This is a genomic window from Comamonas squillarum (genome assembly GCF_025309455.1).
Lineage (GTDB): Bacteria > Pseudomonadota > Gammaproteobacteria > Burkholderiales > Burkholderiaceae_C > Comamonas > Comamonas squillarum.
Window position 1 is genome coordinate 3,119,070 of the sequence record NZ_CP104377.1, and the last position, 19,195, is coordinate 3,138,264.

At 64.0% G+C, this 19,195-nt stretch carries 18 protein-coding genes, 2 tRNA genes and 1 pseudogene; 7 read left to right on the forward strand and 14 right to left on the reverse strand.

Annotation, left to right across the window (positions count from 1 at the left end):
• The first annotated feature begins 74 nt into the window (after positions 1 to 74).
• Entirely contained in the window at positions 75 to 1,001 is a 927-nt protein-coding gene (locus N4T19_RS14430; RefSeq protein ID WP_021027360.1) for an NAD(P)-dependent oxidoreductase, read from the forward strand.
• A gap of 206 nt (positions 1,002 to 1,207) precedes the next feature.
• Here N4T19_RS14430 and N4T19_RS14435 read toward each other — a convergent pair.
• From N4T19_RS14435 to N4T19_RS14445, 3 genes and pseudogenes are all read right to left on the reverse strand, one after another.
• Positions 1,208 to 1,867 (reverse strand): annotated as a pseudogene (locus N4T19_RS14435) (BON domain-containing protein); the annotation flags it as partial.
• Positions 1,867 to 2,466 (reverse strand): SIS domain-containing protein, encoded by a 600-nt coding sequence (locus tag N4T19_RS14440; RefSeq protein ID WP_116927665.1) that lies wholly within the window; start codon positions 2,464 to 2,466, stop codon positions 1,867 to 1,869. The gene N4T19_RS14440 and the pseudogene N4T19_RS14435, both read right to left, overlap by 1 nt.
• A 188-nt stretch (positions 2,467 to 2,654) precedes the next feature.
• Positions 2,655 to 3,101 (reverse strand): YraN family protein, encoded by a 447-nt coding sequence (locus N4T19_RS14445; protein WP_116927666.1) that lies wholly within the window; start codon positions 3,099 to 3,101, stop codon positions 2,655 to 2,657.
• On the opposite strand from N4T19_RS14445, the gene rsmI reads away from it, so the two are divergent.
• On the forward strand, positions 3,092 to 4,024 hold the full coding sequence (gene rsmI, locus N4T19_RS14450; protein ID WP_260718378.1) for a 16S rRNA (cytidine(1402)-2'-O)-methyltransferase: 933 nt from the start codon (positions 3,092 to 3,094) through the stop codon (positions 4,022 to 4,024). The genes N4T19_RS14445 and rsmI overlap by 10 nt on opposite strands.
• Before the next feature lie 25 nt (positions 4,025 to 4,049).
• Here rsmI and N4T19_RS14455 read toward each other — a convergent pair whose 3' ends face one another.
• Positions 4,050 to 5,315: an Hsp70 family protein gene (locus N4T19_RS14455; RefSeq protein WP_260718380.1), complete on the reverse strand. Its 1,266-nt coding sequence runs from the start codon at positions 5,313 to 5,315 to the stop codon at positions 4,050 to 4,052.
• Positions 5,316 to 5,977: 662 nt separating this feature from the next.
• Between N4T19_RS14455 and panC the strand changes: the two genes are divergently transcribed.
• Together panC and N4T19_RS14465 are read left to right on the forward strand one after the other, a co-directional pair.
• Complete coding sequence (gene panC, locus N4T19_RS14460; RefSeq protein WP_260718382.1) at positions 5,978 to 6,826, forward strand: pantoate--beta-alanine ligase; 849 nt, start codon at positions 5,978 to 5,980, stop codon at positions 6,824 to 6,826.
• A gap of 414 nt (positions 6,827 to 7,240) precedes the next feature.
• Positions 7,241 to 9,250 carry a DUF5979 domain-containing protein gene (locus N4T19_RS14465; protein WP_260718384.1) on the forward strand — a complete coding sequence of 670 codons (2,010 nt, stop codon included), beginning with the start codon at positions 7,241 to 7,243 and terminating at the stop codon, positions 9,248 to 9,250.
• A 141-nt stretch (positions 9,251 to 9,391) separates the two neighbouring features.
• Here the strand turns inward: N4T19_RS14465 and N4T19_RS14470 are convergent, their stop codons facing one another.
• The 4 genes from N4T19_RS14470 to N4T19_RS14485 form a co-directional block, all read right to left on the reverse strand.
• Complete coding sequence (locus N4T19_RS14470) at positions 9,392 to 10,429, reverse strand: DUF7933 domain-containing protein (RefSeq protein WP_260718386.1); 1,038 nt, start codon at positions 10,427 to 10,429, stop codon at positions 9,392 to 9,394.
• Between the two features lie 214 nt (positions 10,430 to 10,643).
• Positions 10,644 to 11,093, reverse strand: a complete 450-nt coding sequence (locus N4T19_RS14475; RefSeq protein ID WP_260718388.1) for a helix-hairpin-helix domain-containing protein — start codon at positions 11,091 to 11,093, stop codon at positions 10,644 to 10,646.
• Positions 11,094 to 11,109: 16 nt separating this feature from the next.
• Entirely contained in the window at positions 11,110 to 11,661 is a 552-nt protein-coding gene (locus N4T19_RS14480; protein WP_116927803.1) for a DNA-directed RNA polymerase subunit alpha C-terminal domain-containing protein, read from the reverse strand.
• Between the two features lie 107 nt (positions 11,662 to 11,768).
• A complete protein-coding gene (locus N4T19_RS14485) occupies positions 11,769 to 11,906 on the reverse strand; it encodes a hypothetical protein (RefSeq protein WP_165841255.1) in 138 nt (45 codons plus the stop codon).
• A 349-nt stretch (positions 11,907 to 12,255) separates the two neighbouring features.
• On the opposite strand from N4T19_RS14485, the gene N4T19_RS14490 reads away from it, so the two are divergent.
• The 3 genes from N4T19_RS14490 (at position 12,256) to N4T19_RS14500 (ending at position 13,717) form a co-directional block, all read left to right on the forward strand.
• On the forward strand, positions 12,256 to 12,615 hold the full coding sequence (locus tag N4T19_RS14490; RefSeq protein ID WP_260718390.1) for a helix-turn-helix domain-containing protein: 360 nt from the start codon (positions 12,256 to 12,258) through the stop codon (positions 12,613 to 12,615).
• Between the two features lie 232 nt (positions 12,616 to 12,847).
• Positions 12,848 to 13,204, forward strand: coding sequence for a helix-turn-helix domain-containing protein (locus tag N4T19_RS14495; RefSeq protein WP_260718392.1), 357 nt, complete (start codon positions 12,848 to 12,850; stop codon positions 13,202 to 13,204).
• 24 nt (positions 13,205 to 13,228) lie between these two features.
• A complete protein-coding gene (locus tag N4T19_RS14500) occupies positions 13,229 to 13,717 on the forward strand; it encodes an NUDIX hydrolase (protein WP_260718394.1) in 489 nt (162 codons plus the stop codon).
• A 54-nt stretch (positions 13,718 to 13,771) separates the two neighbouring features.
• On the opposite strand, the gene N4T19_RS14505 is transcribed toward N4T19_RS14500, so the two are convergent.
• The 6 genes from N4T19_RS14505 to rsmB all read right to left on the reverse strand — a co-directional run bounded on the left by N4T19_RS14505 (position 13,772) and on the right by rsmB (position 19,142).
• Positions 13,772 to 13,847, reverse strand: a tRNA-Phe gene (locus N4T19_RS14505).
• A gap of 130 nt (positions 13,848 to 13,977) precedes the next feature.
• A tRNA-Phe gene (locus N4T19_RS14510) sits at positions 13,978 to 14,053 on the reverse strand.
• A 52-nt stretch (positions 14,054 to 14,105) separates the two neighbouring features.
• Positions 14,106 to 14,798 carry a response regulator gene (locus N4T19_RS14515; RefSeq protein WP_182343962.1) on the reverse strand — a complete coding sequence of 231 codons (693 nt, stop codon included), beginning with the start codon at positions 14,796 to 14,798 and terminating at the stop codon, positions 14,106 to 14,108.
• Positions 14,799 to 14,837: 39 nt separating this feature from the next.
• Positions 14,838 to 17,105, reverse strand: coding sequence for a sensor histidine kinase (locus tag N4T19_RS14520; protein WP_260720305.1), 2,268 nt, complete (start codon positions 17,103 to 17,105; stop codon positions 14,838 to 14,840).
• 20 nt (positions 17,106 to 17,125) lie between these two features.
• Entirely contained in the window at positions 17,126 to 17,722 is a 597-nt protein-coding gene (locus tag N4T19_RS14525; protein WP_165841254.1) for a DUF4390 domain-containing protein, read from the reverse strand.
• 10 nt (positions 17,723 to 17,732) lie between these two features.
• The gene (gene rsmB, locus N4T19_RS14530) at positions 17,733 to 19,142 is read right to left on the reverse strand and encodes a 16S rRNA (cytosine(967)-C(5))-methyltransferase RsmB (protein WP_182343965.1); all 1,410 of its coding nucleotides are present in this window, start codon (positions 19,140 to 19,142) and stop codon (positions 17,733 to 17,735) included.
• Between the last annotated feature and the right edge of the window lie 53 nt (positions 19,143 to 19,195).

Here is a 19,195-nt window from a genome sequence, read left to right on the forward strand (position 1 = left end):
TGTCAGCGTTTTGGGTTTTCAGCGACACGGCACCCAGGCCCGCCTTGGGTGCCGCTCTTTTTGGAGTCACCGCAATGGCATCGAGTATTCAAGCACGCAGCTATGACAGCACCCCTTCCCTGAACGTCGCCTTTTTGGGCCTGGGCGTCATGGGCTACCCCATGGCGGGCCACCTGGCCCAGGCCGGGCACGCGGTCACCGTCTACAACCGCACCGCGCAAAAGGCGCAAGGCTGGTGCGACGAATTTGCCAGCTCCAAGGCGCCCCGCCATGCGGCCACGCCGCGCGAGGCCGTTGCCGGCGCCGATATCGTGTTCTGCTGCGTGGGCAATGACGATGACCTGCGCTCGGTCGTATTGGGCGCCGATGGCGCGCTGGCCGGCATGAAGCCCGGCGCCATCTTTGTCGACCACACCACCGCCTCGGCCAATGTGGCCCGTGAACTTTATGCCGCGGCCCAGGCCCAGGGCCTGCACTTTATCGATGCGCCCGTCTCCGGCGGCCAGGCCGGGGCCGTCAACGGCCAGCTCACCGTCATGTGCGGTGGCGATGAGGCCGTGTTCAACACCGTCAAGCCGGTGGCCATGGCTTTCTCGCGCGCCTTCACCTTGCTGGGCAGCAGCGGTGCGGGCCAGCTGGCCAAGATGGTCAACCAGATCTGCATCGCCGGTGTCGTGCAAGGCCTGTCCGAGGCGATTGCCTTTGGCATGAATGCCGGCCTGGACATGCCCCAGGTGCTGGACGTGGTGAGCAAGGGCGCAGCGCAAAGCTGGCAGATGGAAAACCGGGGCAAGACCATGGTCGAGGGCAAGTTCGACTTTGGCTTTGCCGTGGACTGGATGCGCAAGGACCTGGGCCTGGTGCTCGACGAGGCCAAGCGCAACGGCTCGCGCCTGCCGCTCACGGCCCTGGTCGACCAGTTCTATGCCGATGTGCAGCAATCGGGCGGCAACCGCTGGGATACGTCCAGCCTGATCACCCGCCTGGGCAAGAAGGCCTGATACGGATCACCCTATGCAAAAAGGCCGCTGATGCGGCCTTTTTGCTGGAGGATCTGTGCAGATCAGGGCTTGGTCGTGAAACCATCATTGAGCGGTTGCACCGGCGTGGTGTTGACCGGCGAGGTGGTCACGCCCGTTGACACCGGCGCTGCCGGTGCGGCGGCAGGCGCGGGCACCACGGTCGCAGGCTGGGTGGTGATGGCCGATGCGCTGCTGTCGTTGACAACCGGGGCGGCATTGCCGGTGCTGCGGTTGTTGCTGAGCGACTTGAGCTCTTCCTCGCTGATCACCTCGAACACGCGCACCACCTTTTGCACATTGGCCACGCCCCGTGCGATTTCGGCCGCACGCTTGGATTCGCGCTCGGTCACCCGGCCCATCAGGTAGACCACATTGCGCTCGGTCACCACCTTGATGGCGCTGGAGCTCAGGTCCTTGGCGTCGATGATGCTCGCGCGCACCTTGCCGGTGATGAGGGTATCGGTCGAACGCTGCGACAGGCTGGAGTTGAACATCACGCCCACGTCGTTGACGACGGAGCGCACATTCTGCGCGGTTTTGGCGGCCTCTTCGGCCTTTTGCTTGAAGGCCTCGTTGGGCGCCTCACCGGTCAGCAGCACCTGGCGGTTGTAGCTGGTGACATTGATATGCCCGTCATTGCCGGCACGCTCGCGGATGGCGCTGGCCACGCGCATCTCAATGCTCTCGTCCTCCACCTGGATGCCGGCGGTGCGGCGGTCGATCGCCATCACCGTGCCGCCGACGGCAGCGCCGCCGATCACCAGCGGAACGCAGCCGGACACGGCCCCAGCGACGGCGCCGGTCGCCACCAGACACAGGGTCAATCGCTTCCAAGACACAGGCATCATTCCTCTTCTCCTAACAATTGGGTATCGATTCCGTCAATCAGACAGTGCAGCACCAGCTGGTGCACCTCGCGCACGCGGGTGCTGCGGTCATGCGGCACGCGCATCAGTACATCGGTTTCGCTCAAGGCATTGGCCAGCAGGCCGCCGGTGCGACCGGTCAGCACCACGGCCGACATGTCGCGCTCATGCGCCGCCTCGATCGCACCCAACAGGGCCCTGTCATGGCCATCGGCACTGATGACCAGCAGTAGATCGCCAGGCTGGCCCAAAGTTCGCACCTGGCGCGCCAGCGCCTGCGGCAGGCCTTCGGGCGTGAGGCTGCTGCCCAGCTGGGCCTGCGCCAGTGCATCGTTGTCGAGCACCAGGGCCGCCAGCTCGGGGCGCTCGCGCTCCATGCCGCTGACGCACATGGCGGCAAATTGCGCCGCCTGCGCCCAGGACAGGCCATTGCCGCAACACATCACCTTGTTGCCGCTGGTCACACAGGCGAGCAGCGCGTAGACCGCGCTGGCGACGCTTTCGCTCATCTCCTGTGACACCTGGTAGTGGAGATCGGCGCTATCGATAAAGTGCTGTTGGATGTGTTGCTCAAGCATGGAGGCCCGATGATAACCTTGGCCGGTTTCCCCCTTGGGTCGGGATGATGACTTTTCTCAGTCTCCATGCGCATGCAAAGCCCAGCAACTGCGCGCTTCAGGGCCCTTTGCACCACCCTCGCCCCATGGGATGGGCGCGAATCGCACGAGCCCGCGTTCAGACCAAGCAGCGAATTTTGCAGAGGGCCCTAGCCCCCTTCTGGCACATCAAAGGCCGCCCGCAGCCAGACGATCTCCTGCTCGACCAGCACCGCATCGAAGCGGCAGGCCGGCTGCTGGCGCAGGCTGGCCAGGTAGTGGCGGGCGGCGAGGATAATGCGCCGCTGCTTGCTGCTGCCAATGCTGCCGCCCGCACCGCCAAAGCCGCTGTGCTGGCGCTGGCGCACCTCGACAAACACGACGGTACCATCGCGCTCCTGCATCACTAGATCGATCTCGCCGCCGCCGCGCCCGGGCGTGCGGTAATTGCGCGCCAAAAGGCGCAGCCCCTGTTGTTGGAGATAATGGAGCGCGGCATCTTCTGCCTGCTGGCCACGCAGCTTGCTGTTGTCTGCCCCTTCGCTGGTGGCGCCGGGCGATGCAGCAGACGGGCCCTGGCCGCGCCATTTTTCAAGGATCTTCCACGGTGTCTGCATCTTTCACCTCCGCTTTGCAAGCAGCCCAGGCTGCCGCCGGCACCCAGCACTACCCTGCCTCCACCCTGTATGTGGTGGCCACGCCCATCGGCAACCTGGCCGACATCACCCTGCGCGCGCTGCATGTGCTGGAGCTGGCCGATGCCGTCGCCTGCGAGGACACCCGCCACACCCACAGCATGCTACGCGCCTATGGCGTTGGCAAGTCGGGCGGCCAGCTGATTGCGCTGCACCAACACAACGAGGCCGAGGCGGCCGAGCAGGTCATCCACCGCCTGCAGCAAGGCCAGCGCATTGCCTATGTGAGCGATGCCGGCACGCCCGGCGTCAGCGACCCGGGCGCACGCCTGGCGGCGGCCGTGGCGCGCGCCGGCCTGCGCGTGAGCCCCCTGCCCGGCGCCAGCAGCGTGACCGCGCTGGTCAGCGCTGCCGGTGCGGTGGCCGGTGAAGGCGCCAGCAGCGGCTTTGCATTTATCGGTTTTCTGCCCACCAAGGCGCAGGAGCGCCAGCAGGCCGTCGCCCAACTGGCGCAAGACTCGCGCACCCTCGTGCTGCTGGAGGCGCCCCACCGCATTGCCGATCTGGCCCAGGCGCTGGCGGTGCTGCAGGACCGGCCCGTGACCTTGGGCCGCGAGCTGACCAAGCAGTTTGAAGACATTGCCACCATGGCTGCGGCCGATGTGCCCGGCTGGCTGGCGGCCGACCCGCACCGCAGCAAGGGCGAGTTTGCACTGCTGCTGCACCCGCAAGCAGTGCAAACCGATGGCCTGGCCGATGCCCACCGCGTGCTGGCCCTGCTGCTGGCCGAGCTGCCGACCAAGACCGCCGTCAAGCTGGCCGCCGACATCACCGGCGCGCCACGCAATGCGCTGTACGACACGGCGCTGGCCTGGAAGCGCGATGCCGAGCAAGCCGACGACTGATCGCCCTTCAGGCGACCTTCAACCTTTAAAGCGCCTGGCCGTGCACCAGACCCGCCGCCACACCGCCGAACAGATCACCCTCGACCTGCGGGGTATCGGGAAAAGCCTGCGCCAGCGCCGCGCGCAGCGGCTGCAAGGCAGATGAACCGCCGGTCAGGTAGATCGCATCGATCTGCCCCTGCTGCAGGCCCGCAGCCTGCACACAATCGAGCGCGCACTGCGCCACCTGGGCCAGCAAGGCCTGCAGGCATTGCTGCAGATCGTCGGGCCAGACCTCGGGGCTCAGGCCCGGCTCCAGCCAATCGACTTCGAGCTTTTGCACGCGCTGGTGGTTGGACAGGCCGATCTTGGTTTCCTCGACCGCATTGGCCAGGCGGTGGCCCCAGTGCTCTTGCAAGAGCCGCACCAGCCGGTCATGCAGGGCCGTATCGCTGTAGCTGCTGCGCAGCGCCTGCACCTCGCGCTGGCGCTGCGGGCTGTACAGCCACTGGATCAGGTGCCAGGTGGAGAGGTCATGGAAGACCGCGCTGGGCACCTCGCGCCCGCTGGGCCCCACATGCTGCAGGCCCAACAGCGGCATGGCCGCCATCAGGCTCAGGCGCCGGTCAAAATCGGTGCCGCCAATGTGTACACCGGTGGTGGCCAGAATATCGCTGCTGCGCTCGGGCTTGTTGCGGCGCTCGGGGCCCAGGCGCACCACGGTGAAGTCCGAGGTACCGCCGCCGATGTCGACCACCAGCACCAGCGCCTCATTGGCAATGCGCTGCTCATAGTCCAGCGCTGCGGCAATCGGCTCCAGCTGGAAGCGCACATCCTTGAAGCCTGCTGCCTGCGCGGCATGCTGCAAGGCCGTTTGCGCCGCCTGGTCACGCCCCGCGTCCTCGTCAACAAAATGCACCGGCCGGCCCATGACGACGGTGCTGGGCAGATGGCCCATCTGGCGCTCGGCCGTAGCGGCCAGCTGCTGCACAAACAGCGCCACGATGTCCTGGTAGGCCACCAGCTTGCCGTGCACCACCGTTTTCTCCTGCATCAGCGCGCTGCCCAGCATGCTTTTGAGCGAGCGCATCAGCCGCCCTTCAGTGCCTTCCAGATAGCGCGAGACGGCGTCGCGCCCATAGTGGGTGCTGTGGTCCTCGGTGTTGAAGAATACGGCTGTCGGCATGGCTTGCGCGGCGCCCTCGGCCTGCAACAGCGTCGAGGGGCCGGGCGCGGCCAGGTCGGGCTTGAACGCCATGGCCGAATTGGAGGTGCCGAAATCAATGCCCAGGATGGCGGATGCAGATGACATAAAGACCAGATCCGACGCGGGAATCGGACCAAAAAAGCAAGGCGGCCAGGTCTGCGCACAAGGCAGACAAGGCGCCGGTATAAAAAGGGAAAAGCCTCTGCACCCTTGCGGGAACAGAGGCCTCAATACGACTGGCCTGACACGGAGTCGGTGGACCCAGGCATGCGCTGCAAGCACCGGTAAACGGTCTTTGCGCGCCGCGACCGGAAAATTATAGGGCAAGCGCATGCCGCGACCGCGGGCAAACCATAACCCCTTAAGAACCTGTTCAAAGTCTCCTCGCGCCGCGACAGTGTCTTTGCGGGATGGGATGCGAGGGGGACGCCCAGCCGCGCAACACCGCAGCAATAGCCCAGCTATTGCGAGGATTTGCAACGACGCAGACCGCCCCTGCCCGGGCGGCCCTCGCAGGGCGCCCCTTCCCGGGCAGCGCAAAGCCACTGTCCCTACGGGTTGGGGTGAAATCGGGCGATTTCTGCGCGCTGGCCCTTGCTTGCACTCCGGTGCAAGCTGCGTTCCATCCCTTCGAACTCATCCCGATTGCACTCCAACGCGGCTGCGTAGAGACTTAGAACAGGTTCTAATAGCCCTATACAAAGCCCATCGGCGTGCTGCTATGCTCTGCGCTCCCTGCACCACCGCTGGCAACGCCCATGCCCACCATGCAAGTCACCCACACCATCGCAGAACTTCGACAAGCCCTGGCCGAGCGCGGCCGGCCCGCCTTTGTGCCCACCATGGGCAATCTGCATGCAGGCCATATCTCGCTGGTGCATGAGGCCAAACGCCATGGCGCGGTGACGGTGGCCAGCATCTTCGTCAACCGCCTGCAGTTCCTGCCGACCGAGGATTTCGACAGCTACCCCCGCACCTGGGAGGGCGACTGCGCCCAGTTGCAGGCGGCCGGCTGCGACATCCTGTTTGCCCCGCGCGAGAAGGACCTGTACCCCGAGCCCCAGCTGTTCAAGGTGCAGCCCGACCCAGCACTGGCCGACATTCTGGAAGGCGAGTTCCGCCCCGGCTTTTTCACCGGGGTCTGCACCGTCGTGATGAAGCTGTTCAGCTGCGTATTTGCCAGCACCGGCGGGGGCGCGGCCATTTTTGGCTGGAAGGACTACCAGCAGCTGATGGTCATCCGCCGCATGGTGGCGCAGTTTGCGCTGCCCATCGAGATCATCGGCTGCCCCACCGCGCGCGCCGACGACGGCCTGGCACTGAGCTCGCGCAATGGCTACCTGAGCGCGGCCGAGCGCCAGCAGGCCATGGCCCTGTCCCAAGCATTGAAGGCGCTGGCCGCTGCCGCCCGCAACGCGCCCGCCAACCTGCCGGAGCTCGAAACCCAGGCCATGCAGTCGTTGCGGGCCCTGGGCTGGGAGCCCGATTACCTGACCGTGCGCCAGCGCCACAACCTGCTGGCGCCCGCCGAAGGCGAGCTGGCCAGCGCGCCGCTGGTGGCGCTGGGCGCGGCACGCCTGGGCAGCACGCGGCTGATCGATAACCTGGAGTTTTAAGGCGCTGCGCCAGCCCCATCGCTGTGGCCCATGGGCCAGCAGCCCGGCCGGGGTCTGGGCAGCCAGAGTGTGATGGGCGCACCCAACCTTAAAACGCTCCACTTTTGATAGCAATCAAGAAAGCAGGCAGGCGGCAGTGAAGGCTGCCTATGGGCTGACAATTGTTTGCTGCATTCGCGCTGCAGTCGGGCAAAAAACATACACGCCCAATCATCAATAGACAGTACATTCCCATTTAATTAATCAATTTATGACCTGGATTGAAGGTCCATGCATGGCTTTGTCGAGTGCCTGCAAGGGCCATCACACGCCTGGTTTATGATTCATATTGATACATATATCATCTACTGGTTACATTGCCAGATGAGGCTATGTGCTGCGTTTTGTGGCTGAGCAGATTCCATGGGAAGAGACATGACCAATCCATTGATGTTTTTCAGGCTGCTGCTGGCAGCTTTTTTGTTGAGCTTCGGCGCGCAGCATGCGCTGGCACAACAGGTTTTGCTGCTGACCACCAACTCGGATCCCGCAGGTCCCAATCCTGAAGACGGGGATGCCATCGAGGCCTACCAAAATCTTGAGAATGAATTTACCAATGCGCTGCCCAGCTCTGGCCAACTGACACGCAGGTCCGTGCTGGGCAACGCCAATGCGATCTCTGCGGCAACCTTTACCGCCGCGTCTGGCTCAGCCTATGACATCGTGATTGTGGCGAGCACCTACCGGGCGGTTGACCCGAGCAACTGGGCCGTGCTGCAGACGGCGGTGGCCAATCGCTGGGCCAACTCCATCGTCTTCTTTGTCGATGGCTGCTGCGAGAACCGCAACGCCCAAAATGCCCAGCGAATGGTGGATACGCTCAATGCCGGCACCCAGTCCACGTTTAGCTTGGGCACCACTGTCAATGCATATGGCGCTTTCCCGTTGAACACGAATTCGCCCTATGCCGGCTCGTTCACGGCACTGAACCCTTTGCAGGGCGGCTACATCACCTACATCAACAACGTGCCGGCCAACAACGCGCTGTACGTTGCCGGAGCGCTGCCATCGGCAGGCACAACGCCAACGGACAATGTCTATGGGCTGCTGATTCCCACCGTGCAATCCAATGCCGGCCGAGGCGCTTGCGTGTTTGCCGTGGTCGACATCTCGATTTTCTACGGCCCACCCTGGACCACCAACCAAAGCAAGGTCGCGCCCGCCTTCCTCAATGCCGCTACCTCGGAAAGCGGCGCCTGCGGCCTGCCCAAGGTCAGCAAGCGCTTTGATAAAGCGGACCTCTTTCTGGGTGGCAGTGACAACACCACGCAGCTGACGATCACGCTGTCCAACAGCACGCCGCAGGCCATCGGCAACGTGACGCTGAGCGACACCCTGCCTGCCCCCCTGGTGGTGGCAACGGGCGCCGTGAGCAACACCTGCACGGCCAATAACTTCAGTGCGGTGCCGGGCTCGAACATCATCAGCGATAGCGGCTTTGGCATTCCTGGCGGCGGTTGCACCATCACCGTGCCCGTGCAATGGCCCAACACCGATGCCGGCCGCCAGGCATGCATCAGCACCCCATCGGTGACCAACACCATCACGCCGGGTACCGACTTTGTCTCGCCCACCGGCCAGGTCAATACGCCAGCCACCGCAAGCCTCGCCTGCCATGCCGCGCAGCTTGCCATCTCCAAGCAGGTGGTCTGGCCCGCCAACATCACGCCCGTGGATCTGACGGGCAGCAGCTTTCCCGTCTCGGTGGTCTGCACCGGCAGCGACGGCGTGGTCGCGCCAGCAATCAACACCTCGATCACGCTGGACACGGCCACCACGGGCAGCGTCTCCATCACGCCGGTGATCGCCAGCGGCAGCTGCGTGGTGACCGAGGGCACACGCCCCACACCGCCCGCCAACCATCTCTGGGTGGAAGACCCTGCGCCCAGTGTTTCCGTGGCGATGGCAGCACCGCCAGCGGCCAATAGCGCGCAGCTGGTCAACACCTTGGCGCGTGCCAACACCGACATCACGATCAGCAAGACCGTGGCCGGCGGCCCGGCAGCGGGTATCAGCGGCAGCTTCAGCTTTACCGCCAACTGCGGTGCAGACGGCAGCTTCACAACGGCAGTGGGCTTGAGCGGGAGCAACGCAGGGGCCATCGCCATCACCAACGTGCCCCAGGGCGCCAGCTGCACGGTGAGCGAAGCGCCCACCATGCCCGATGCGCCGGCGGGCTACACCTGGAGTACCAGCCTGCCCGCGCCGGTGACGCTGGTCACCGCAGCCAATGGCAACACGGCCTCCTTCGTCAACACGCTGGTGCGCACAGCGCCTGCGGTACCAGCGGCAGTGCCAGCACTGGACACCATCAAGCTGCTGCTGATGGCCGTGGCGATGGCGCTGATGGGCATGCTGGTGCTGCGACGCACGCAACGCCGCTGAGATGATGGCAGCGCGTGCCACTGACAGTGGTACAGCGCCCCGCTATCAAAAAAAGGCCTGGGTTCGGCATGGTGCTGAACCCAGGCCTTGTGCCTTGGTGGCGGGACCTAACCCGGTGCAGCGCTTGCGCAGCGCGCCAGATCAGGCGCGGTTGCGAGCGGCGCGCAGGCTGGCAAAGCCTGCGACCAAGGCCGACAGCAGCAGCACGCCCCAAGGTGCATTGGTGGGAACCGGTGTTGGGGTGGATGGCGTGCTGGGCGCAGTGAAGGTCACGGTGGACACCTGCGGTGGGTTCAAGCCCGCCGATTCAATGTTGTCAGGCCCATTGGCATAGGCGCCAGCAGTGGCAGATGTGACGCTGACGGACACCGTGCAGGACTCCATCGCATCGGCCAGATTGCCGGTCACATCGATGCTGGTGGCACCGGCTGCTGCCGTCACGACGCCGCTGGGGCAGGTCGTGGCGGTTGCAGGTGTGGGCGCTACCACCAGGCCTGCAGGCAGGTTGTCGGTAAACGACCAGCCGGCCTTGGCGCCCAGCTCCGTCGTATTGGTGACCGTGAAGGTCAGCACGCTCACGCCGCCTACTGGCTGGGTCGCCGGGCTGAACGATTTGTCCAGGGTCGGGCTGACGTCCAGCAACTGGATATTGTCAAAGGCATGGTCATTACCGCCGCCACTGCCATTGGCATTGGTCATGCGGATGCCGACCGAGGCGCTGTTGACCAGTACACCGCCACTGGTATAGGTGCCCACCCGTGCACCTTGCCCCGCCGTCGCGGCGCCAGCAGCGCCCAGCGCTGGCATGTCCTGCAACGTGCCGCCACATCCCTTGATCTGACCACCGGCAGCAACTGGGGTGCCGTCATCGAGCAAAGCGAACTGCAACTGTGGTGCGCTGGCCCGGTAGCAGTTGGCGGCCGCCACGTCTATACCCACGGCGATGAAGCGGCTGGGGATCGGCAGCGTCAGGGGCGTCGCCGTTTCAAACTCCACATTGCCCGCGCCAGGATTGTTGGAGGTATAGGCCGACACGGCGAAATTGGTCGCGGGGGCGGCCTGGCCCTTGAAGGCGCCAAGCGCCTGTGCCAACTGCTGGGTGACATTCCAGGCCTCCTGGGTGCCACAGCTGGCCGTCTGGCCATCCGCTCCCGCAACCGGCTGGTCTGCCGATGACATCAGCCCATTGCAGCCTGTGAGCCATGACGGGGCGGCCGTATAGGTTTGGCCTATCACACCCACATAATCCGTCAGAATATCCCCGCTGGTGGCGGGTGGAATATTTTGAAAGTCTTCCGTGAATATTACGGGCGGCGCCTGCGGCACCCCTGGCACCGCATAACCAAATCCGATGCACCTAGCTACGGATAGGACAACATGGACAACCGCCCGATTAGCGGATTTTTCCGTTGCCTGGCGGCACGTAGCGCTGGCCTGGGAAGTAGACCCGTTCAATCTCGCGCAGCGAGCCCTCGCCCAGCGAGCGGATCTTGAGCAGTTCATGCGGGTAGGCCTGGCGCAGTTGCTCGGGGGTGGTGATGTCACCGCGCGCCAGTGCCCGGACAATGGCCACGGGCAGCGAGCCATTGAGGCAAGAGCCGGAGACAAAGGGCAGCTTGGGCCTCGAGTGCATGGGAACATAGGACTGGCCAGGCAAAAAGGCCTTTTCGATCTTGCGCAGCCGCAGCAGACCAATGCCCTTGATCGCGAGCAGCCCCAGCGGGTAGGCCTTGCGCACCGCCTCGACCGTATCAATGCCGTGGTGCACCAGAATCCGTACCAATGGCGCAGGCAGCTTCCCGTCTAGTGAAGTGGAGGGGTGGATCTCTGAACCATTTGCCATATTTATGAAATCATAATCATCTTTGCTTAATTGTGTTACTTATGGTTTTTCTTGATTTCATCGGCTCAAAGCGCTGCCCATCAAAAAACGTGGCCTCCACTTCGCGCAGCGCCTTGATACCAAAGCCCGTTATCTCCACCAGGCGCCGGGGATAGGCCGCGACCAGCTGCTGCACGGTCTTGATGCCATGCCGGCGCAGGGTGATCAATACGCGCCGGGACACCAGGCCTTCTAGCGAGGTGCCATCCAGATCTTCTGTCTCGATCGGTGCCAGCACAGGCACCTCATAGCGCCGCCCGGGGAAAAGCAGCGCCTCGATCTGCCGAAAACGCACGGGCCCCAGGTAGTGGATTTTCAGCAGCTTGGCCGGATACAGTGCGTCGACCTGGGCCAGCGTGGTGATGTCATGCCTGGCCAGCAGCTTCCACAGATCTGGCGGCAGCAGATCCTGGAGCGGCTTATCAGGCCGGTCAGGCGGTGGGGATGGTGATGTAGTCATCTGTAACCATCGTAGCCCCTTGGCCTTGCAAAATATTACATGGGCGGCTGAAATTAGATTTGTTGACATGTCTTATACACAGAGCAGCATGTCCGCATGCCTTTTTTCCTGCCGCCATCGCTGTGGTTGGTGATGCCCAGTGCCAACAACCGCCTCATTCGGAGGGCGTGGAGGGCTTAGCGCTTACCGCTGCCTTGCGGCGCCCCATGGCGCCTGGCCACCTTGGCCATGTACATCGCCCCCAGAACGCACAGGCTCAGCGCCGGCCAGCCCACCAGGTACAGGCCCCACAGACCTTCCACAAAGAACAGCACGCAAATGCCTATCTGTATCGCGCCCCACCGGCGGCGCACGGGGGCCGCCGCCACGCCGGGAGCAGGCCTTGCCGCGGTGGTGCCGGTCTGTATCGCACCGTCGCTGCCTGCCCTCCCATCGGCGGCTGGGCTATGTCGCTTCTGCGGCCGGACCTGCTGCATGGCGCTGACTTCCTTTCGTTGGGTGGTGTGAATGCTCGGATGCCATGGATCCGGGTCTGCATCGCCGCATGGCAGCGCCCGGCGGCCGCACCATATATAGCGAAATTACATTGGATTCCACATATTGCATTCTGGCCCATTCCACACCGGCACACAACCATAACTGTTGGATTTGAACTAGACAGATATGATCAATAAGAAGCTTGCCGAGAAGCCCCTGGCCCAACTGCTGGGCCAGCGCATTGCCCAGCTGCGCAAGTCGCGCCAATGGACGCAGGCGCAACTGGCAGAGCGCCTGCAGGTGGAGCCCGAGACCATCAGCCGCTTTGAACGCGGGGCCTCCGTGCCCTCACTGCATACGCTCGAAAGCCTTGCCTCGGTACTGCGCGTGGGCATCGCCGATCTGCTCGCCCACAGCTCCACCGCCCCCGATGACCAGGCCATGCGGATCAGCGCCTGGCTCTCTGATCTGGAGCCGGCGGACCGCGCCTTTGTCACTGGTATCGTGCAGCAGCTTTGTGAGCGGCTGCGTTCACCTGGTGGTTGATGGAGGGCGTATTCATCATCGACATCGCGGCACCCTCGCATCGCACAGTAGACAAAAACCTTAGTCCGGCAGCAGAACGCAGCGCCCATTGACTCCACCGGACTGTGCCATCAACGCGCCTGTTTGTTGTCACGTATTTCGTGACGACAGCATTTGAAGAACTCCTGAAACTCGTGCCCTGCCCCCTTCTCTTCTTGCGTTTGAAGGTGGGGCGAATGGGAGTTGAACGAATATGGCGAAAAAGAGAGAGTCCATCACCAAGCGAGTTGGAAATCGCATTGCAGAACTCAGACAATCACGCAACTGGTCGCAAGCAGATTTGGCATACCGCCTGCAGGTCGAGCCCGAGGCCATTGACCGCCTCGAATGCGGAAAATCAACGCCCTCGCTGCAAACGCTAGAGAGCCTCGCGGCAGCGCTGCAGGTGCATATCAGTGACCTGGTCAGCGAACGCGCAGCCACCCCTGATCAGCAAGCCATGCAGATCAGTGAATGGCTTGCTGAGTTGGAGCCAGCCGACCACGCGCTGGTGACCGGAGTCATACAGCAACTGTGTGAGCGTATGCGCGCACGCAGCGGCCACCACTAACAACCTACTTTTATAGAAGCAAGCATGACGGCAACCACCCCATGGCGCCCACCCCAGCACATCAAAGTCAAAGCCCTTGGCCTGCACTGGCGCAATGGCCAATTGCTGGCGACCGAGGTCATGGATGATGCGGGCCGCCTGACAGGGGTGCGCCCCCTTGGCGGCGGCGTGGAGTTTGGCGAGCGCTGGCAGGCAGCGCTGCAACGCGAGTTCCTGGAAGAGCTGGGCGTGGAAGCGCAAGTCCAGGGACCACCCATCGTGATGGAGAACCTCTACACGCACCACGGGGCGGTAGGCCACGAGGTGCTGTTTATCGCCAATGTCGTGTTTGATGCAGCGCCCTTTGCGCACCTGGACCACATCTGCTTTCACGAAGACAGCGGCACCCTGTGCACAGCGCGCTGGTTTGACCTGGCGGCGCTCGATGCCCCGGGCGGCCCGGCGCTCTACCCGGCAGGGCTCAAGCAAGTGCTGCTTGACCGAGCTGCCGGCACGGCGCCGCCCAGCCGCTGAGCCCGCACCAGACGCACAAAAGCCCATCACAGAGGATGGGCTTGGGAATGCGTTTGGTGGCCTGGCGCGGAATCGAACCACGGACACGCGGATTTTCAATCCGCTGCTCTACCAACTGAGCTACCGGGCCAACACAAGCTAGCATTATAGCCTGCGCCGCGCGCCCGTTCGGAAATTTGGGGGAATTGCTGCACATGCGATGCATGTGCAGATACAAGAAAGCCTCTGCACCATCACTGGTGCAGAGGCTTGTTGTTTTGTGGTGGCCTGGCGCGGAATCGAACCACGGACACGCGGATTTTCAATCCGCTGCTCTACCAACTGAGCTACCGGGCCCACGAGTTGAATTATAGCCCGAAAAAAAGGGCGCTTTTTCAAAAAACTGAAATCAGTTCTTTTTATTGCGGCTCAGGTCCACGCCCAGCTGACGCAGCTTGCGGTAGAGGTGGGTGCGCTCCAGGCCGGTCTTCTCGGCCACGCGGGTCATCGAGCCGCCTTCGCGCGCCAGGTGAAATTCGAAGTAGGCCTTCTCGAAGCCGTCCCGTGCCTCGCGCAGCGGCCGGTCCAGATCAAAGCCCTGGTGGGCATTGGGCGCGGCGTCCGCTGCAGCTGCGGTGGCCACGGTGGCAACCACCGGGGCGCTGTAGCCTGTGGGGGTGAAAGTTGGCACCACCTTGCCCGGAACGGCAGCCGCCGGGGCTGCGGCGGGCGCGGGCACATTGCGCTGCAAGCCCTGCTCTACTGCCTTGAGCAGCTTTTGCATCGTGATGGGCTTTTCCAAAAAAGAGAACGCGCCAATGCGCGTTGCTTCGACGGCGGTATCAATGGTGGCGTGGCCACTCATCATGATCACGGGCATCGTGAGCAGGCCGGTCATCGACCACTCTTTGAGCAGCGACACACCATCGGTGTCGGGCATCCAGATGTCGAGCAGCACCAGGTCGTAGCCGCTTTCGTTGCGGGCCAAGCGCGCCTGTGTGGCGTTCTCCGCAACGTCCACGCTGTGGCCTTCATCGTTCAAGATCTCCGACAGGAGATCCCGAATTCCCAATTCGTCATCGACAACCAGAATATTTGCCATATTTTTTGAAAATCCAGTGCAGCAGGTGTGAGAGTTATTTTAAATCATCAACTCTTTTTCGATAGAGAATGATAACGACACTTGGGCACCTAAGATTTTTTCCCCCTCGACTCGATTAGAGATTTCTACGCGAGCGCCATGCTCGTCCGCAATTTTTTTGACGACGGCCAGGCCCAGGCCGGTACCTCGGGGCTTGGTCGTCACGTAGGGCTCAAATGCCTTTTGTAATATATGTTCTGGAAAACCGCAACCGCAGTCAGCAATTGTCAAACGCACGCGTTTGCTGTTGCCACTGAACCGGGTGGAGATCCGCACCGCCGGTGCTGATGCCTCCTTGCCCACCCAGGCCTGTTGCGTTGCATCCTGCGCATTTTGCAGCAAGTTATGGATGACCTGCCGCAACTGCTGCGCATCGCCCATGATACGTGGGGCCGCACTGTCCAGCTCCGCCTCCACCGGTACCACAGCATTTTCCGCGCCATATAAATGCAGCACGTCCATCACCAGCGCATTGAGGTCGATGGACTGCAGCTCGGCGGCCGGCAGGCGGGCGTAGTCGCGGAACTCGTTGACCAGGCGCTTCATCGCATCGACCTGGTCGACGATGGTGGTGACAGACTTTTTCAAAATCGCCTGGTCCTGGCCTTCGAGCTTGTTGCCCAGCTTGATCTCCAGCCGCTCGGCCGACAGCTGGATCGGTGTGAGCGGGTTCTTGATCTCATGGGCCAGGCGCCTGGCCACCTCGCCCCAGGCCTGGGCGCGCTGCGCCGAGACGATTTCGGAGATGTCGTCAAACACCAGCAGGCGGCGGTTGTCGGGCAAGGTGGCCCCGCGCGCCACCAGGTTGATGCTGTTCTGGTTGGGCAGCTGGCTGTCGCCATGGAGCTCATAGGGCTGCTGCCAGTGGTCCAGGTAGTGCTCGTCGGTGACATCGTGCAGGCGGGCAAACTGCCGGTCCACCTCTTGCGCAAAGGCCTGCAGGCCGGGCAGATCGCGCAGCGGGCGGCCTTCAAAGGCGGCCAGCGGCGCACGCAGAATGCGGGTGGCCCCGGGGTTGCTGGAGTGGATGACGCCCTGGGCATCAAGCACGATGACGCCGGCGGTAAGGTTGTCCAGAATGGTCTGCAGGCTCTGCCGCGCCTCATCGGTCTGGCGCATGCCGCGCTCGACCGCACGGCGCGCGTCGAGCAGCTGCTGGGTCATCTCGGCAAACGAGCGGGTCAGGCCGCTTAACTCGTCCTTGCTGGGCAGCACCGGTTTGGGTCGCAGATTGCCCGATGCCACCTCGCGCACGCCTTCGGCCAGCACCAAAAGCGGGCGCACCAGCTGGTTGCCCAGCAAGGCGGCCAGCACCACGGCGCCGAAAACGGCCAGGAACAGACTCAAGGTGAGCGTGCCGATGTACATGCGGCGCAGGCCGTCGCGCGCCAGCGCGCGTTCCTGGTACTCGCGGTTGGCCTCCTGCACCTTGAGGGCGTTGACCACCAAGGCCGCTGGCAGCGGCATGGTGGCCTGCAAAAAGCGGCCGTCGGGGATCACCCCCACATCGCCATTGGCGACCTGCACCAGGGTTTTGACGCGCACCTTGGACGGGTCGCCGGTGATGGCGCCGTTGATGTCGGACACCTCTTCGAGGCCATCGATCTGATAGGCGCGCTGCTGCTGGGTGGCGGTGCGCAGCAAGGCGGCCGAGGGCTTGTCGGGGTTGAGCACAAAGCGCGACTGGCCGGTGCTGGCAATGGCCTGGGAGCTGGCCGACCACAGCACCACATCATCGGCGCCGAGCTGGTCCTTGATGCGCTCGAGCACGAGGCCCGATGCGGCATCCGATATCTGGGACAGCTGGCTGCTGGCGGTGCGGGTGCGCTCGGCCATCGCCGTGGAGGTGGTGTCGAGCGTGATGCGCGCGAGGTTGACCCCGGCGTCCAGCGCGCCTTCGACCTTGACATCGAACCAGCTCTCGATCGAGCGCGAGACGAACTGGTAGGAGACGAAATAGATCACCACGCCGGGCAGCACGCCCACCAGCGCAAAGGTGGCAGCCAGCTTGAGCAGCAGCTTGCTGCCAAAGCGCCGAGCCACAAGGCGCCGCACCAGGATGACTACGCCCCACAGCACCACCATGCTCAGCACACAGGCCACGCCGATGTTCACGCCCAGCAGCACGCCGTAATAGCGCTCGTACAGCACGCGGTTGTTGGTGGCGAAAGACAGCAGGAAGAGCAGCACCAGGCCGATGCCGATCATCGCCGACAGGCCAACGATCACCGACCAGCGCGCACGGCTGGGCGTGTAGGCCACGCGCATCGACGATGACTTTTCGATTTTCACGGCGCGCTCGCCTCGGGCAGCGGCAGCTGGCTTCTGAGCTGCAGGTTCAGGCCGCCATTGCTGAACGGCGCGAACTGGAAGATACGCGGCAGCTGGCTGCTGTCGAGCCGGAAGCTGAACTTGACCAGGTAGTCCACATCGCTTGCGAGCTCATCGGCGCTGGCGATCTTCCAGTTGCGCACGCGCTTGACCACGAGCATCACTTCTTCGAGGCTGTCAAAGCTCTGGCCCAGCGAGGTCACCGCGCCGGCGTCGGTCAGCGGCATGCTCGAGACATGCAGGCGCCAGCGCCGGGTCAGCGGCTGGTAACTCACGCGCAGGTAGCGGGCGGTTTTCTTGACGGTCTTGTCGCGCCAGTACCAGCGCTCGGAGATGACCTCGGCCTCCTGCACAAAGTACAGCGCCACGCCTTTGTTGAGGGCATCTTCGATCTGGTCGGGCAGCGCAAACTGCAGCGCCACCGTGGCAAAGGCACCGTCGGCATTGCGCACCAGCTGCAGCTCGACCTTTTTCTCATTCTCCGACGCCATGGCCGGTGCCGCTGCGGCACAGCACAGCATCAGCGCAAGGAGGAAATGGTGGATCAATCGCATACGGACGGGCTCAACGAAGCGGCTTGTGCAGCAGCGCGTAGTAAAAACCGTCATGGTCGCGCGCCAGGCTGCCCAGGCTATTGTGACCGGCCTCGCGCAACTGTGGCAACAAATGCCCTGGCGCAGGCAGGCGTTGGGCATCGGCGTGGCGGCGGAGGAACTGCGCCACCTGGCCCTCGCCCTCTTCATGGAAGACCGAGCAGGTGCAGTACAGCAGCCGGCCGCCGGGCACGACCAGGGGCCACAGGGCTTCGAGCAGCTGGCGCTGGATGGCGGCGAGCTGCGCGATGTCGGTGGCGCGGCGCAGCCAGCGCACATCGGGCTGGCGGCGCACGATGCCCGAGGCCGAGCAAGGCGCATCCAACAAAATTGCATCAAATTGCTGCAACCCGTGGCGCGCTTGCACCGCCGGCAGCCAGCTGGCCACTTCGCTGCCGCTGGCCACCACCACATCGGCCTGCAGTGACAGCCGCGCCAAGGTATCGCCAATGCGTTCGGCGCGCTTGGCATCGATCTCCAGCGCCACCATGTCGATGGGGCGCTGGGGCGTGGCGGCTTCCAACAGATGCGCGGTCTTGCCGCCGGGCGCGGCGCAGGCATCGAGCACATGCAGCGCGCGGCCATCGTGCGGCTGCAAGCCATCGAGCAGCAGCGGCGCGGCCATCTGGGCGGCGCTGTCCTGCACCGAGACCCAGCCCTGCGCAAACTGCGGCAGCTGGTCCACCGGCACGCCGCGCGTCAGCACCAGGCCGGCCTCGCCCACGCCCACCACGGCCTCGATGCCCGCTTCATCCAGCAGCGCCAGGTAATCGGCGCGGCTGCAGCGCTGCAGGTTCACGCGCAAGGCCATCGGCGCCTGCGCATTGTTGGCCGCCACAATGGCCTGCCAATCTTGCGGATAGTCCTTTTGCAGGCGCCCCAGCCACCACTGCGGGTGGTTGTACTGCGCCACCGGCTCCTGGGCCACGGCGCGCAGCAGGTCATCGCGCTCGCGCAAAAAACTGCGCAGGCAGCCATTGATGAAGGCCGATTGCGACTTGGTGGCCGAGCGCTTCTTGGCCGCATCCACCGCCTGGTTCACCACGGTGAAGGCGTCGTAGCGCGGCACCTCGGGCAGCAGCAAGGCCAGCGCCGTGCACAGCAAGGCATCGACCGCGCTGGCAGGCTTGCGCGGGGCCAGCTCGGCACGCACGGCTTCTGCGGTGCCCAGCACGCGCAGCACATCCATCAGCAAGGCCTGCACGCCGGCGCGCAGCGCGGGCTCTACCCCGCCCAACACGGCGCGGGCAGATTGCCCCTGGCGCACATCCTGCAAGGCGCGCGCCACCGCCAGCAGCTGGGCGGACAGGCTGGGGCCCTGGTTGGTGTTGGGCGCTGTGGCGGCCCGGGAGGGTTGTCGTGGACGGGAAGGGAGGTTCATGCCGAAGGAGTGCAATGGCCTGGGTGCCGCTGCGGATCAAAAGGAATACTAAT

Excerpts from the sequence above, each read along its gene's own strand:
- N4T19_RS14520 (WP_260720305.1), bottom strand. The coding sequence starts at position 17,105 with ATGCGCGTGGCCTACACGCCCAGCCGTGCGCGCTGGTCGGTGATCGTT.
- N4T19_RS14445 (WP_116927666.1), bottom strand. The coding sequence starts at position 3,101 with ATGCAGACACCGTGGAAGATCCTTGAAAAATGGCGCGGCCAGGGCCCG.
- N4T19_RS14480 (WP_116927803.1), bottom strand. The coding sequence starts at position 11,661 with ATGTCAACAAATCTAATTTCAGCCGCCCATGTAATATTTTGCAAGGCC.
- N4T19_RS14525 (WP_165841254.1), bottom strand. The coding sequence starts at position 17,722 with ATGCGATTGATCCACCATTTCCTCCTTGCGCTGATGCTGTGCTGTGCC.
- N4T19_RS14440 (WP_116927665.1), bottom strand. The coding sequence starts at position 2,466 with ATGCTTGAGCAACACATCCAACAGCACTTTATCGATAGCGCCGATCTC.
- N4T19_RS14465 (WP_260718384.1), top strand. The coding sequence starts at position 7,241 with ATGACCAATCCATTGATGTTTTTCAGGCTGCTGCTGGCAGCTTTTTTG.
- N4T19_RS14475 (WP_260718388.1), bottom strand. The coding sequence starts at position 11,093 with ATGGCAAATGGTTCAGAGATCCACCCCTCCACTTCACTAGACGGGAAG.
- N4T19_RS14430 (WP_021027360.1), top strand. The coding sequence starts at position 75 with ATGGCATCGAGTATTCAAGCACGCAGCTATGACAGCACCCCTTCCCTG.
- N4T19_RS14515 (WP_182343962.1), bottom strand. The coding sequence starts at position 14,798 with ATGGCAAATATTCTGGTTGTCGATGACGAATTGGGAATTCGGGATCTC.
- N4T19_RS14470 (WP_260718386.1), bottom strand. The coding sequence starts at position 10,429 with ATGTCATCGGCAGACCAGCCGGTTGCGGGAGCGGATGGCCAGACGGCC.
- panC (WP_260718382.1), top strand. The coding sequence starts at position 5,978 with ATGCAAGTCACCCACACCATCGCAGAACTTCGACAAGCCCTGGCCGAG.
- rsmB (WP_182343965.1), bottom strand. The coding sequence starts at position 19,142 with ATGAACCTCCCTTCCCGTCCACGACAACCCTCCCGGGCCGCCACAGCG.
- N4T19_RS14490 (WP_260718390.1), top strand. The coding sequence starts at position 12,256 with ATGATCAATAAGAAGCTTGCCGAGAAGCCCCTGGCCCAACTGCTGGGC.
- N4T19_RS14455 (WP_260718380.1), bottom strand. The coding sequence starts at position 5,315 with ATGTCATCTGCATCCGCCATCCTGGGCATTGATTTCGGCACCTCCAAT.
- N4T19_RS14500 (WP_260718394.1), top strand. The coding sequence starts at position 13,229 with ATGACGGCAACCACCCCATGGCGCCCACCCCAGCACATCAAAGTCAAA.
- N4T19_RS14495 (WP_260718392.1), top strand. The coding sequence starts at position 12,848 with ATGGCGAAAAAGAGAGAGTCCATCACCAAGCGAGTTGGAAATCGCATT.